Raw genomic sequence first — 13614 nt, forward strand, 5'->3', positions numbered from 1 at the left:
GCCGAGCGTCAGCCCGCGGCGACCGCCGTCCGCGCCGGCAGCCGGGACAGCCCCGCGCGCAGGTCCTCGGCGCTGGCGGTGAGCGAGATCCGCACCCAGCCCTCGCCCTCGGCGCCGAACGCCGAGCCCGGGGCCACCGCCACCCCCGCGGTCCGCACCAGGTCCTCCGCCCAGGCCGCGACGTCCCCGCCGGTCGCGTGCGCGACGTCCGCCCAGAGGTAGATCCCGCCGGCGGCCGGCAACCACGGGATGCCGCGCTCGTCGAGGATCGCCGTCGCGAGGTCCCGGTGCTCCCGGTACGTGCGCCGCGCGTCCTCGACCGCGTCCTGCGGGCCGGTGAGCGCGGCGAGCGCCGCGTACTGCGCCGGGGTGTTCACGCAGGACACGATCGACTCCTGCAGCGTCGGCATCAGCGGCGCCATCCGGTCCGGCACCACCAGCACGCCGACGCGGAACCCGGTCATCGCGTGCGTCTTCGAGAACGTGTGCAGCGTCAGCACCCGGCCGTCGGTGTCGAACCGCGCGGCGGGCACGTGCGGCGCGTCGTACGTGAAGGCGGCGTAGCACTCGTCGGACAGCACCCACAGATCGTGGCGGCGGGCGACGTCCACCAGCTCCGCGACCAGGTCGGCGGGCAGGCTCGTGCCGAGCGGGTTCGACGGCGAGTTCAGCAGCAGCACCCGGGTGCGGTCGGTGATCGCGGCCTCGACGGCGGCCGGGTCGGGCAGGAAGCCGTCCTCCGGCCGCAGCGCGTAGGGCTGCGCCTCGGCCTGCAGCAGCCGGGTCGCCATCGAGAACGGCGGGTAGCCCGGGTCCGGGACCAGCACGCCGTCGCCCGCGCCGACCGTCAGGCTGAGCCCGAGGTGCAGCGCCTGCGCACCACCTGCCGTGATCCACACGTTGTCGCGGCGGACGGGCAGGGCGTGCTCCGGGTCGAGCCACTCCGCGACCGCGTCCCGCAGCGGGGCGATGCCGCCGTTGGGCGTGTACCGGGTGTCGTCGCGGGCCAGGGCCTCGCGTGCGGCCTCCAGCACGTGCGGCGCCGTCGGGAGGTCGGGCTCGCCGACGCTCAGCACCACGGCCCCCGGCAGCGACCACGCGAGCTCGGTGATCCGGCGGATGCCGGAGGCGGGGACGGCGCGGGCGTGGGGGGCGATCTCGGGCACGAGGTGCAGGCTAGTCCCGCGATGTGTCGGCGCCGTGTCCGCCTCCGTGCGGTGGCCGGGTGGGGCGAACGTCCTGCTGCGAGATCCGAGCGGCCCCCAGGCTGGGGGCAGAGAAAAACCCCGGCTGCGTGCCGACTCGAGTTCGACAGAGGCGTACGCCGGGGATTGCCCGACCAGGCTACCCCCTCCCGGAGGCGCACCGATGCCCCTCTCCCGCGCGCAGCGCGACGCCCTGGACCGTTCCGTGTCCGCGACCCGGATGGGCACCTACGTGCGCGTGTCGGGCGGTGACGCCGACCTCGCCCGAGCGCGGTACCTCTGGGACCGGGAGCTCGCCGTGGCGTTCTTCGCCGACATCGCGCTCCTCGAGATCGCGGTCCGGAACGCGATGAACGACCGGCTGGCGGAGCGGTGGGGCGAGCGCTGGTACGAGCGGGTCGAGGTCCCGCTCGACGACCGGACCGCGGCGCAGCTCGCCGAGGCCCACGGTCGCGTCGTGGGACCGAAGCTGCCGGGTCGGGTCGTGGCGCAGTGCACCTTCGGGTTCTGGGCCGGGCTGCTCGACCGCGGGGCGTACACGGGCCGCGATCCTCGGCGGGTGCGGTGCGACTACGACCTGGTCCTGTGGCGAGGAGTTCTGGACCGCGCGTTCCCCGGCGGTCGCGCGACCGCGCGCGGGGACGGGGAGCGCTGGGGCCGTACCTACGCGCACCAGGTCGTCACCCGGGTCAACGCGCTGCGCAACCGTGTGGCCCACCACGAGCCGCTCATCGCCGGGTACCCCCTCCCGGGGCAGCGCGGCCCCGACGGCCGTGAGCGCCGGCGAACGGCCGCGGAGGGGTTCGGCGACCTCCTCCGGCTCGCCGGCATGATCGACCGGGACCTCCGAGGGCTCCTCCTGGCCACCTCGGCCGTCCCCGGGGTGCTCGACCGCCGCCCGCGGCCGCGCGACCTGCGCCGGCGGGTGACACCGCTGCGTCCGGGCGTCGTCCGGTCGTCGGTGCCCTGACCTGCACACGGACCTCCGGCGTTGGCAGGATGGGGGTCGTGACTCCCGCGCCCGACCCCACGTCCGTCCTGTCCCGGTCCGCCGCCCGCACCGCCGGCACGGCGCTCGCGGCCGTCGCGCTCGGCGCCGTGGCGTGGTGGCTGCTGCGGCTCGGGGCCCACGACGCGACGCTCGTGCGGTGGGAGTGCTTCGCGGGCACGTGCGCGACGGACGACTTCGCGGGTGCCGCGCCGGTGCTGGGCGGGCTGGCGCTGCTCGCGGCCGGCGCCACCGCCGTGCCGCTCACCCGGCGGGCGACGCCGGGGCTCGCGGTCGTGCTCGGCGCCGGGGCGCTGCTCGCGGGCTGGTCGGCGGCCGTGACCGACGGGCTGACCACCGAGCAGGCGGTGCGGCGGAACGTCCTGATCGCGGCGCTGGTGCTCGCGCTCGGGCTGGTCGCGGCCCTGTGGGGCGGGGTGCGGGTGCTGCGGGGCGCCGGGCTGCTCGCGCGGCTCGGCGGGCGCACCGGCACCTGGGCCCGGGTGCGGGATTACGAGAGCGCGACCGGCCCGGTGGTCGGGGCGACGGTGCACTTCGACGACGTCCGCGGCGTCCGGCACGCGGTGCGCACCCGGGTGCCGCGGGAGGCGTTCCGGCACCCGCCGCGCGCCTACTACGACCCCGAGCGGCCGGACGACGCCGGGCGGCTCGTGGTCGTGGTGCCCGCGCCGCCGCTCACCGCTGCCGGCCGCGCGGCCCGGGAGCAGGCGGTCCGGGTGCTGGTGCCGCTGCCGGAGGACGACCTGCCGGGCGGTGGGCCCGCGGGTCCGGGGCGGACCGGGACGTCGGGTACCTCGGGCTCGGGCGCGGGCCGACCGGGTGCGTCGTCCTCGGCGGGCGCGCGCGGCAGCGGCACGGTCGTCGACGCGCTCGAGCGGCTGCAGGCGCTGCGGGCCTCGGGGGCGCTGTCGGAGGAGGAGTACGCCGCCGCGAAGGCGCGCGTCCTCGCCGGCTGACCCGGGTCCCGCGCGCGGGGGCGCGCCGGTCGACCTGCCGCGTCGCGCCGTCCGGGCGGATACTGGTCCCATGGCGCAGACGCTCGACCCCACCGAGGTCACCGCGCTCCTCGCGGAGCGGCGGCGCGAGGCCCTGGCGCGGCTCGCCGGCACCGACGCCGAGCGGGACGCGGTCGTCGCCGCGTCCCGGGAGTCGGTCGCCGACGACGAGCACGACCCCGAGGGGTCGACGATCGCCTACGAGCGCCGCCTGCTCGACGCCCTGACGCACGACCAGCGCGACCGGCTGCGGGAGATCGACGAGGCGGAGCACCGGCTGGCCGCGGGCACGTACGGCACGTGCCTGCGGTGCCACCGGCCGATCCCCGTCGAGCGGCTGCGCGCCGTGCCGACCGCGCGGACCTGCGTGGGGTGCGCGGGGCGCTGACGGCGGGCGCACCCGCCCGCCGGGGCCCCGGCCACGTGCGCGAGGATGGTGAGCATGTTCGCGCGCCCCGACGACCTGACCGCCATGGGCCTGGCCCTCACCGAGGCCGCCGGCTGCGCCGCGACGGGTGACGTCCCGGTGGGCGCCGTGGTGCTGGGGCCCGGCGGCGAGGTCGTCGGCGCGGGCCGGAACCGGCGCGAGGCCGACGCCGACCCCACCGCGCACGCCGAGGTGCTCGCGCTGCGCGCCGCCTCGGAGGCGCTCGGCCGGTGGCGGCTGGACGACTGCACGCTGGTGGTGACGCTCGAGCCGTGTCTCATGTGCGCGGGGGCGACCGTGCTGGCACGGGTGCCGCGGCTGGTGCTCGGCGCGTGGGACCCCAAGGCCGGGGCGTGCGGGTCGCAGTGGGACGTGGTGCGGGACTCGCGGCTGAACCACCGGGTCGAGGTGGTCGGCGGGGTGCGCGAGGAGGAGTGCGGCGCCGTGCTGCGGGAGTTCTTCGCGCAGCACCGCTGAGTCCGGCCCGACGAGGGCCCCGCCGCGGTGCCGTCCGCGGCGGGGCCCTCGTCGTGCGGGGTGGTGCGGCGGTCAGCCGCCCGTGATGTTGTCGTACGCGCGCTGCGCCGCCGTCTGGGCGTCGGCCAGCGCCTCCTCGGGGGTCTTGTCCCCGAGCAGCGCCGCGGTGATGGCGTTGTTCAGCTCGTTCTGGATGTCCTGGCCGGCGGGCGAGGACCCGAAGGTCTTCCCGTACTCCACGACGTCGTAGTAGGTCGAGATGACCTGGTCGAAGCCGGCGTCGCCGGTCTCGGTCACGTACTGGTCGCGGATCGCCTTGTCGGCGGCCGGGGAACCGGTGAACAGGCCGGTGTTGATCCCGCCGTCGGAGGCGATCGTGTCGGCGCGGGCCTCGCCGGCCGCCATCCACGCGTCCTGCGAGGTGAGGTCGAGCATCCAGGCGCAGGCGGCGTCCTTGTTCTGGGCGCCGGCCGGGATGACGAACGCCGTGCCGGAGGCGACCGAGAACGGGTTGCCGTCCTGATCGAGGAACGGCACCGCCTCGATCTCGATCTGGCCGACGTAGGCGCCGAGCACGTTCGGGTACCACTGGGCGTTGACCTGCGCGCCCACCTGGTCGGTGACGTACTGGTTGTTGTCGCCGAAGGTGTCGAACGAGTCGGTGAACGACTTCACCTTGGCGAAGCCGCCCTGCGCGTCGGTGATCTGCTTGAGCAGCTCGATGCCGGCGACGTTGGACGGGTCGTCGAGCGTCGGCTTGCCGTCGGCGTCGGTGAGCTGCCCGCCCTGGCCCAGGATCCACAGGCCGCCCTGGCCGGTGGCGACGGGGTCGAGGCCGAGCGTCGTCGGGACGCCGCCGCTCTCGGCGTACATCTTCTCGACGGCAGCGACGAGGACGTCGGGCTGGGAGGTGTCGATCTGGTCCGCCGTCACGCCCGCGGCGTCCATGACCCGCTTGTTCAGGATGATGGCCGGCGGCTGGTAGAACTGCGGCACCGCCCACACCTGGTCGCCGTACCGCACGTCGTCGACGACCGAGGGGTAGTACTGCTCGTCCGGGTCCACGTCGTGGGCGCTGTAGCAGGCGTCCAGCGGCAGGATCAGGTCCTGCGCCGCGTACGTGGTCACGTACCGGCGGTCCATCTGCACCACGTCCGGCACGTCGCCGGAGGCGAGCCGGGTGGTGAACTTCTGCGCGTCGAACGCGGTGGCGTCGAGATCGATCTGGACGTCGGACAGCTGGTCGGCGGCGTAGTCGAGGCGCGACTGGCCGACGTCGTCGGCGTTCTCGAAGCCCCAGGCCTTGAGCGAGCCCGAGGCCTCGGTGCTGAAGTCGGTGGATCCGCCGGACCCCTCGTCACCACCTCCGCCCGAGCTGCAGGCGGCCAGGGCCAGTGCGGTGACCGGCAGCAGGGCGATCGCGGCGCGGCGACTCTTCCTCATGAACGTCTTCCCTTCCTCGCACCTGCGGGGCGGCGTCGTCGCCGGCCCGCGGGAGAGTCCTCGGCACCGGTGCCGAGGATCTGAAAACCTTCCCACATCGGACGGTAGTTCAGGGCTCTCGGCTGAGACAAGACCCTCGGGATCACGGAGTGATCACGCCTGTCGAACGCCTGAACACCGTGGACTGCGAGCCCGACACGTGGCTAGGCTCGTATGGAAACGATGCCACAAAGTGAGGACTCAACGATGCCGTCCGCACCTGACGAGACGCCGACCGACCGGTCGCCGGCGGCGGCCCGGCCGCTGCCCGGCGGCCCGTGGCTGGACCGCCCGATCCGGCAGGTCCTGCTGGTGGGCCACACCCACCACGACGTCGGCTACACCAACAGCCCGCGCCTGGTCGACGACCTGCACGCCGCGACCGTACGGCGGGTGCTCGACCTGTGCGACACGAACGACGGCGACGGCCCCGACGCGTTCCGCTGGACGTTCGAGGTCGCCCGCCCGGTGCTGCGGTTCCTCGCCGAGGCGGGGCCTGCGGACGTCGAGCGGCTGCGCCGCCGGGTGGGCGAGGGGCGGGTCGCGGTGACCGGCGGCCACCTCAACATGACCCAGCTGCTCGGCGACGCCGAGCTCGGGGCGGCCTACGACGCGCTGGACCGGGTGCGGGCCGCCGGCGTCCCCGTCCGCACCGAGCAGCACGGCGACGTGAACGGGATCGCCTGGGGCGCCGTGGACGCGATGCGCCGCGCCGGGATCGACCGGCTCGTGATGGCGCTCAACCCCGACCACGGCCGCGCGCCCTACCCGCAGCCGACCGGGTTCTGGTGGGAGGGGCCCTCGGGCGCGCGGGTGTTCGCCTGGCTGTCGACGCACTACGGCGTCGGCGAGGAGTGGGGGATCGTCGACGGGGACGTCGAGGCGGCCGAGGCGCACGTCGCCGACTTCGTCGCCGCGCTGGGGAAGCGGGACGACTACCCGTACGACACCGCGGTCGTGCACGCGGCCAACGACAACCGGTGGCCGACGGCGCTGTTCCTCGACGTCGTCCGGCACTGGAACGCCCGGCACCCCGACGTGCCGATGCGCACGGCCACGATCGACGAGGCCCTCGACGTCCTGGTCCCGCAGGCCGAGGCCGCCGACGTCCCGGTCGCGCGCGGGGAGTGGTCGGACTGGTGGGCGCACGGGCACGGGTCCACCGCCCGGGAGGTCGCCGTCTACCGGGAGGCCCGGTCGTTCGCCCGTGCCGCGCAGACCACGCTCGGGCTCACGCGGCTGCGCGGGGACGGGACGCCGGCGCTCGCGGACGTCATGGGCTACCGGCGCGGGCCGGTGCGGCTGCGGTCCGACGCCGAGGTCGCGCGCGACCTGGAGCGGGTGGACGCGGAGCTGCTGCTGTTCGCGGAGCACACGTGGGGGTCCTGGGAGACCTACTCCAAGCCGTACTCGTCGTTCAGCCACTCCCACTGGAACGCGAAGGCCGCGTTCGCGTACGGGGCGTTCGACGTCGCGCGGGACCTGGCGGTCGAGGGGCTGTTCCGGGTGCTGGCGAGCGGGGGCGGGGCCGCCGGGGCGGACCGGCCCGCGGGGGCGGGCGCGACCCGGGTCGTGGTCGTGAACCCGACCGAGCGGGCGCGCACCGAGCCGGTGGACGTCGAGGTGCACGGCCGGACGCGCGCGCGGACCGTCGCGACCGTCCCGGCGTTCGGGGTGGTGACCGTGCCGCTCCCGCCGGAGCCGGGGCGCGCGCGGGCGGCGCGGGAGGTGGCGTGCGGCGCGTACCGGGCCGTCGTGGACCCGGCGCGCGGTGGGGTGGTCTCGCTGGTGCACGTGCCGAGCGGGCGCGAGCTGGTGGACGCCGACGGCGCGGGGCACGGCCTGGGCGCGGTCGTCACCGAGACCGTGGTGCCGGGCAGCGTGCACCCGATGGTCGTCCGCGACCCGAAGGACTTCCACCCCGACTTCCCCGGGCCCGACTTCGACCGGCGGCACGCGACCGGCGACGAGGAGCCGCTGGTCACCGAGACCGAGGCCTGGGCGCGGATCGCGTGGCGCACGACCCCGCCGGGGCTGCCCGCCGCGACCACCACCCTGACCCTCTACCGCGACGTCGACGTCGTGGACCTCGAGGTCGCCCTGGTGAAGCCGGAGGCGTTCGGGCCGGAGAGCATCCACGTGGCGTTCCCGTTCCGGGTGCCCGATCCGGAGTTCCTGCTCGAGACGGCGGGCGCGGTGTACGCAGCCGAGACCGAGCAGCTGCCGGACACGTCGAAGGACTGGTACTCGATCCAGCACGCGGTCGGGGTGCACGCGCCGGGGGCGGACGGCGGGGTGCTCTGGGGCGCGGTCGACGCGCCGCTCGTGCAGCTCGGCGGCCTGCACACCGGCGAGTGGGCCCGGACGCTGCGCGCGCCGACCGGCTACGTCTCCTCCTGGCTGATGAACAACCTGCACTTCACGAACTTCCAGGCCCGGCAGGAGGGCACCCGGACGTACCGGTACCGGTTCGCGGCGGTCGACGGCCCGGTGACCCGGGAGCGGGTGCGGGTGTTCGGGCGGGACCTGGCGGAGCCGCTGCAGGCGCGGGCCTACGACGGCCCGGTGACCGCCGAGGGCGGGCTGGGCCTGCGGGTCACGCCGGCGGAGCGGGTGCTGGCCGAGGTGCGGCCGATGCCGGACGGGTCGGTGCGGGTGCGGCTGCGGAACGTGGGTGCCGACCCGGTGGTGGCCCAGGTGGTGTGGGACGGCCCGGGGCGCGTCGCGGGCGTCGGTCGGGTGCCGCTGGGCCCGCACGACGTGGGCGAGGTGCGGCTCCGCCGGGAGGGTTGATCGCCGAGGGGGTAGCCGACGCGTCGAGCGAGCAACCGTGGCCTGCTCGCTCGACGCGTCGGTTGCACGGTCGAGGCGCGGGTCAGCCCGCGTCGTCCGCCGACGGCGCCTCGGCCGGGCGCGGGCGGCCCGTGGCGTCCGACGTCGACGCCTCCGTGGTGGTCAGCGCGTCGGTGGCCGCGTGGTCGTCGGTCGGTGTCGCCCGGGGCGTCTCCGCCGCCACCCGCCGCTCCTGCTCGTCGGCCGCCCGGCGCTCGGGCCCCGCCGACCCCGCCGCGGCGGCCCGCACGCCGCCCCCGGCGTCGGCCAGCGGCCGCTCCACCAGATCGACCTCCACCACAGGCGCGGACGGGTCGGCCGGCACCCGGAACGTCCGCAGCTGGAACGGCCCGAACTCCGCCTCGACCGTCCGGCCGACGACCGGCAGCTCGAGCAGGGCGGTTCCGCGCTCGCCGCGGGTCTCGACCGCCCGCACCACGAGGTCCGCGCCGCCGGGCCCGTCGACCGGGTCCTCCGAGCCCTTGAGCGCGGTGATCGACACCGCGCCGCCCCCGTCGGACGCGAACGACCCCGTGTGCGGCAGCGCGCCCGCGTGGAACGACTCGAGCATCGCGCGCACCGGCGACCCGAGCAGCGCGGCCCGGCGGCCGGGGTCGGCGGCGTGCCGGTCGCCGGCGTGCGGGACCAGCTCGTAGGAGAACCGCTGGATCCCCTGGTCCTGGTACGCGTAGACGTCCTCGCCGTCGAGCAGGCGCGGGTCGTGCCACGCGTACACCGGGCTGCGCACGGCGGTGACGCCGATGCTCGGCTCGTCGCCGGGCGACACGTCGTAGCCGTGCTTGTTCGTCGTGACGAGCGTCAGGCCCGCCGGCCGCCCGTCGAGCGTGCCGGTGAGGTCGACCCAGCCCTGGCCGGGCTCCTCGGCGCCGTCGACCGGCCGCTCGAGCTCGGCGTACGGGATCTGGTAGGTCGCGCGAGGATCGGTGAGCGCGGTCGGGAACCGGAGCTTGAGCAGGTGCGCCCGCTCGCGCCAGTCCAGCGTGACGTCGACGCGCAGCACCGCGGAGTCGTGGTCGAGCAGCAGCTCCTCGGTGAGCGTCGAGGACCCCCACGTCCGCTCCACCCGCACCCGGGCGCGCAGCGGGCCGGACTCCCGGACGACGACCCGCGCGAGCGCCATGCTGTCGCCCGCCCAGGCGTAGGACACGACGCGGTGGCCCCAGGTGTCGGTCGGGTCGTCGCAGACCTGGGTGTGCCGGCTGCCGTCGACGCCCCGCAGGACGTCGAGCCCGGTGCGCTTGTCCAGGTACGAGCGGATCCAGCCGGTCGCCGGGTCGAGCTCGATGCGGACCAGGTCGTTCTCCAGTACCGTCCCGGTCGCCGACAGGGCGCCCGGGGCGGCGACGCTCCACTCCGGGCGGGCCGGCTCGGCCTCCGTGCGGACCCGGTACAGCCGGTAGCCGAGCGCCGGGACCTCGGCGCGGAACACCAGGGCCCCGCGGCCGGTCTGGTTGGTGGCCGCGCGGGACTGCGTCGGCTGGGACACCGCGACCGCGCCGTCCCCGTCGACCACGTGCACGGCGCCCGGGTGGGAGCCGTAGTGCAGCTCGACGTCCGTCGAGACCGGCCACGGGTGCGGGTTGAACACGAGCACCGGCTGCGTCGCGGTGTCGAGCGGGATGTCGACCTGCCGGGCGATCGTGTTGTGCGCCCGGACGATGATCCGCTTGGCGATCGCGACGGCCTCGCCGAGCTGGTCGCGGGCGTCGTCGTAGGCGTGCTCGATCGCGGAGCCCGGCAGCACGTCGTGGAACTGGTTGAACAGCACCTGCTTCCAGGCGCGCTCCAGGTCCTCGCGCGGGTACGGGGTGCCGTCGTGGACGGCGGTGACCGCGGCCCAGCGCTCGGCGGACAGCAGGGCGTACTGGGCGCGGCGCTGCCAGGCCTTGATCCCGGAGTGCGCCGAGTAGCAGCCGGGGGCGTGGTGCTGCAGGTCGTCGGTCCAGGTCGCCAGGCCGTCGAGGAACGCCGGCCCGCGGTCGCGGACGCCGTCCAGGTACTCGCGCGGGGAGGACATCCGCAGCCGCCCGAACGAGCCCATCCGGTCGTAGCGGTGGATCGACTCGATGTTGGCGATCGTCGGGCCGCCGCCGTGGTTGCCGACGCCGTAGAGCACCATGACGTCGCCGAGCGACCGGTCCAGCGCGCCGAGCGCCTTGTCGACCTGGCCGTCGACCGAGCCCGCGGGGGAGCAGTACTCGAACGGGATCCGGTAGGCGAGCACCCGGCTGCCGTCGGGCGCCTGCCAGTGGAACAGGGTGTCGTCGAGGGCGCTCTCGTGCGGGCCGGGCCGCAGGAACAGGTACGAGTCGAGCCCCTGCCCGCGCAGCACCGTCGGCAGGCTCGCGCTGTGCCCGAACGGGTCGGCGTTCATGCCGACCGTCGCCGGCTTCCCGAACCGGGAGATCAGGTAGCGCTGGCCGTACAGGCCCTGCCGCGCGAACGACTCGCCCATCGGCATGTTGCAGTCCGGCTCGACCCACCAGCCGCCGACGTTGACCCACCGGCCCTCGGCGACCCGCTCCGTGATCCGGGCGAACAGCTCCGGGTCCTGCTCCTCGACCCAGGACAGCAGCACCATCTGGTCGCAGGTGAACACGAAGTCGGGGTACTCGTCCATCCGGTGGATCGCCGACCAGAACGTCGCTCGCGCCTCCTGGTAGCCCTCCTGCCACGGCCAGAGCCAGACGGGGTCGATGTGCGAGTTCCCGATCATGTGGATGGTCCGGTCCGGCGTCGCGTGCGGGCGGGGGTGGGGCGGCAGGTCCCGGGGCTGGGTGCCCGCCGGTGCGTTGGACAGGGGCGCGCCCGTGGTCTGGCGTGGCCGGCTCATCGTGCTCCTCGTGCGTCGTCGCGCGGGTGGTCGGGTCGATCGTACGCTGCAATCGATCCCATATCGAGGGGCGTCGACGGTGCCCGCAGATGGCCGCGGGTGCACGTCACGAGCGTCTGCGCACATCTGTCCGAAGATTGACACATCGGCGTCGCCGCTGGTGGGCTGGTGCGCATGCCGCGTCGACGCCGACCGCACGAGCCCGCACGCCCCGCGACGGACCCGGGCCTCCCGCGCCCGGCCGGGCGGCTGTCCGCGGGGGTGGTCGAGGGGTTCTACGGCCCGCCGTGGCGGCACGACGAGCGGCTGGCGCTGCTCGACGCCGCGCCGGGGCTCGGGCTGGACACCTACCTCTACGCCCCGAAGGACGACCCGTGGCACCGGGAGCGGTGGCGCGAGCCGTACCCCGACGCCGAGCTCGCCCGGCTCGGGGAGCTCGCCGCGCGCGCCGCGGCCGCAGGGGTGGCGTTCGTGTGGTCCGTCGCGCCCGGGCTGTCGATGCGGTTCTCCGACGACGTCGAGCACGCCGCGCTCGCGGCCAAGGCCGAGCAGGTGCGCGCCGCCGGGGTCCGGGACGTGTGGCTGCTGTTCGACGACGTGCCGTACGACCTGCCGCACCCCGAGGACGTCGCGGCGTTCGGCCCGGGCCAGGCGGGCAGCGGCCGGGCGCACGGGGAGGCGGCCGCGCGGTTCCGGGAGGCGTTCCTGCTGCCGCACGGGCTCACCGGGCCGATGACGGTGTGCCCCACGGACTACGCCGGCTGCGGGCGCTCGCCGTACCGGGACGCGCTGGGCTCGGCGCTGCCCGCGGACGCGCGCGTGCTGTGGACCGGGCGGGACATCGTCGTCGGCGAGGTCACCCAGGAGGACGTGCTGGCCGCGGCCGAGGCGTTCGGGCGGCGGATCGTGCTGTGGGACAACGTCCCGGTCAACGACTTCGACCGCAGCCGGCTGTTCCTCGGGCCGCTCACGGGCCGGCCGGACGACGTCGACGGGCTGCCGCTGGACGGGACCGTCGCGAACGCCATGATCGAGGCGCTGCCGTCCCGGCTCCCGCTCGCGACCGTCGGCGCCTGGGCACGCGACCCTTCGGCGTACGACCCGGCCCGGGCGGCGGCGGACGCGCTGGCGCTGGTCGCCGGGCCGCGCGCGGGGGTCGTCGGGCCGCTGGTGCGGGCGTGCGCGGCGTGGCCGCCGGGGGCGCCGCGGGACCCGGGGCTCGCGCGGGCGACGACGGCGGCGCTCGCGGGCGACGCGGGGGCGCTGGCGGAGGTCGAGGGGCGGATGCGGGCGCTCGAGGGCTGCGCGGCGGACGCGACCGGCGCCGGGGAGGACGCGGAGGCGGACGCCCTGGTCGCGGCGCTGCGCCCGTGGCTCGACGCCGCCGCGCACGCCGGGGCGGCGGGGCTCGCGGCGTGCGCGCTGCTGCGCGGAGCGGGCGTCCCCGCTGCCGCGCGGGCGGCGCTCGACGTCGTCGAGACCGACTTTCCGGACGTGCTGCGGGCGGACGTCGCGGGATTCGTCCGGGCAGCGCTGGCCGGTCGGGTGCCCGGCGGCGAGCGCGGGGAGCACGCACCGGGTGCGGAGCCCCCGCTCGGCACGGACCGCGCGCGCCCGGGGGACGCGGGAGCCGGGCCTGGGCGCCGCGCGGTGCTGGTCACGGGGGCGGAGCCCTCCGCGGGCGACGAGGCGACGGCCCGCTGGTTGCGGTCGCGCGGGCTCGATGTGCGGACGGCGTCCACCTGGCCGCCCGCCGACGACGCCGGCGTCGACCTGGTCGCGCTCACCCCCGACGCCCCCGCGGCTGCCGCCGAGACGCTGGCCGGGGTCGCCGTGCCGGTGCTCGCCTGGGGTCGGCTGGTGTCGCTGGGCGTCGGGACGACCTCGGGCGTGCTGCTCGACCGCGACCGGCTGGTGCGCGCGGACGGCTGCGAGGTGGTCGTGCACCGCGGGGCCGGTCGGCTGACCTGGTGCGAGCCCGTGCCGGGCGCCCGCGTGCTGGCCCGCGCCCCGGAGCCGGAGCCCCTCCCGGTGCTCGTGGAGGTGCCGGCGGCCACGCCGCTCGCCACGGGCACGCTCGCGCCGGCCGCGCGGACGGTCGCGTTCCTCACGGACGACGGCGCCGCACGCTGGCTGCTGACCGACGCGGGCCGGTCCCTCCTCGACGAGGCGCTGGCGCGCCTGCTGCTCCCCGCCCCGCCCCCCGCCGCGGTTCTCGTGCCCTGACGCGCCCGAACCTCGCGCGTGCCGAGCGCGGTGCTTCGCGCCGAGCGCGGTAGGTGGAATGACCGCGCCCGGCGGGAACCACCGCGGTCGCTGGGATCTACCGCGCT

The 13614-nt window shown here is 76.3% G+C and carries 9 protein-coding genes; 6 read left to right on the top strand and 3 right to left on the bottom strand.

Annotation, left to right across the window (positions count from 1 at the left end; genetic code table 11):
* Positions 1-8 precede the first annotated feature (8 nt).
* Positions 9-1166 carry a pyridoxal phosphate-dependent aminotransferase gene (locus J5O08_RS03435; protein WP_218705439.1) on the bottom strand — a complete coding sequence of 386 codons (1158 nt, stop codon included), beginning with the start codon at positions 1164-1166 and terminating at the stop codon, positions 9-11.
* 202 nt (positions 1167-1368) lie between these two features.
* On the opposite strand from J5O08_RS03435, the gene J5O08_RS03440 reads away from it, so the two are divergent.
* From J5O08_RS03440 to J5O08_RS03455, 4 genes are all read left to right on the top strand, one after another.
* Entirely contained in the window at positions 1369-2175 is an 807-nt protein-coding gene (locus J5O08_RS03440) for a hypothetical protein (protein ID WP_218705440.1), read from the top strand.
* Between the two features lie 38 nt (positions 2176-2213).
* Positions 2214-3170 (top strand): SHOCT domain-containing protein, encoded by a 957-nt coding sequence (locus J5O08_RS03445; protein WP_308281307.1) that lies wholly within the window; start codon positions 2214-2216, stop codon positions 3168-3170.
* Positions 3171-3240: 70 nt separating this feature from the next.
* On the top strand, positions 3241-3597 hold the full coding sequence (locus J5O08_RS03450; protein ID WP_217615080.1) for a TraR/DksA C4-type zinc finger protein: 357 nt from the start codon (positions 3241-3243) through the stop codon (positions 3595-3597).
* A gap of 54 nt (positions 3598-3651) precedes the next feature.
* Positions 3652-4113 (top strand): nucleoside deaminase, encoded by a 462-nt coding sequence (locus J5O08_RS03455; protein WP_308281308.1) that lies wholly within the window; start codon positions 3652-3654, stop codon positions 4111-4113.
* A gap of 72 nt (positions 4114-4185) precedes the next feature.
* On the opposite strand, the gene J5O08_RS03460 is transcribed toward J5O08_RS03455, so the two are convergent.
* On the bottom strand, positions 4186-5556 hold the full coding sequence (locus J5O08_RS03460) for an ABC transporter substrate-binding protein (RefSeq protein ID WP_218705442.1): 1371 nt from the start codon (positions 5554-5556) through the stop codon (positions 4186-4188).
* Positions 5557-5802: 246 nt separating this feature from the next.
* Here J5O08_RS03460 and J5O08_RS03465 point away from each other — a divergent pair, with 246 nt between their 5' ends.
* Positions 5803-8388, top strand: coding sequence for a hypothetical protein (locus J5O08_RS03465; protein ID WP_218705443.1), 2586 nt, complete (start codon positions 5803-5805; stop codon positions 8386-8388).
* 82 nt (positions 8389-8470) lie between these two features.
* Here J5O08_RS03465 and J5O08_RS21320 read toward each other — a convergent pair whose 3' ends face one another.
* Positions 8471-11281: an alpha-mannosidase gene (locus J5O08_RS21320; RefSeq protein ID WP_304518487.1), complete on the bottom strand. Its 2811-nt coding sequence runs from the start codon at positions 11279-11281 to the stop codon at positions 8471-8473.
* Positions 11282-11455: 174 nt separating this feature from the next.
* Here J5O08_RS21320 and J5O08_RS03475 point away from each other — a divergent pair, with 174 nt between their 5' ends.
* Positions 11456-13507, top strand: coding sequence for a beta-N-acetylglucosaminidase domain-containing protein (locus J5O08_RS03475; RefSeq protein WP_218705445.1), 2052 nt, complete (start codon positions 11456-11458; stop codon positions 13505-13507).
* Positions 13508-13614 lie beyond the last annotated feature (107 nt).

Source organism: Cellulomonas sp. PS-H5 (assembly GCF_019265565.1).
GTDB lineage: Bacteria > Actinomycetota > Actinomycetes > Actinomycetales > Cellulomonadaceae > Cellulomonas.

Excerpts from the sequence above, each read along its gene's own strand:
- J5O08_RS03450 (WP_217615080.1), top strand. The coding sequence starts at position 3,241 with ATGGCGCAGACGCTCGACCCCACCGAGGTCACCGCGCTCCTCGCGGAG.
- J5O08_RS03440 (WP_218705440.1), top strand. The coding sequence starts at position 1,369 with ATGCCCCTCTCCCGCGCGCAGCGCGACGCCCTGGACCGTTCCGTGTCC.
- J5O08_RS03475 (WP_218705445.1), top strand. The coding sequence starts at position 11,456 with ATGCCGCGTCGACGCCGACCGCACGAGCCCGCACGCCCCGCGACGGAC.
- J5O08_RS03455 (WP_308281308.1), top strand. The coding sequence starts at position 3,652 with ATGTTCGCGCGCCCCGACGACCTGACCGCCATGGGCCTGGCCCTCACC.
- J5O08_RS03460 (WP_218705442.1), bottom strand. The coding sequence starts at position 5,556 with ATGAGGAAGAGTCGCCGCGCCGCGATCGCCCTGCTGCCGGTCACCGCA.
- J5O08_RS21320 (WP_304518487.1), bottom strand. The coding sequence starts at position 11,281 with ATGAGCCGGCCACGCCAGACCACGGGCGCGCCCCTGTCCAACGCACCG.
- J5O08_RS03465 (WP_218705443.1), top strand. The coding sequence starts at position 5,803 with ATGCCGTCCGCACCTGACGAGACGCCGACCGACCGGTCGCCGGCGGCG.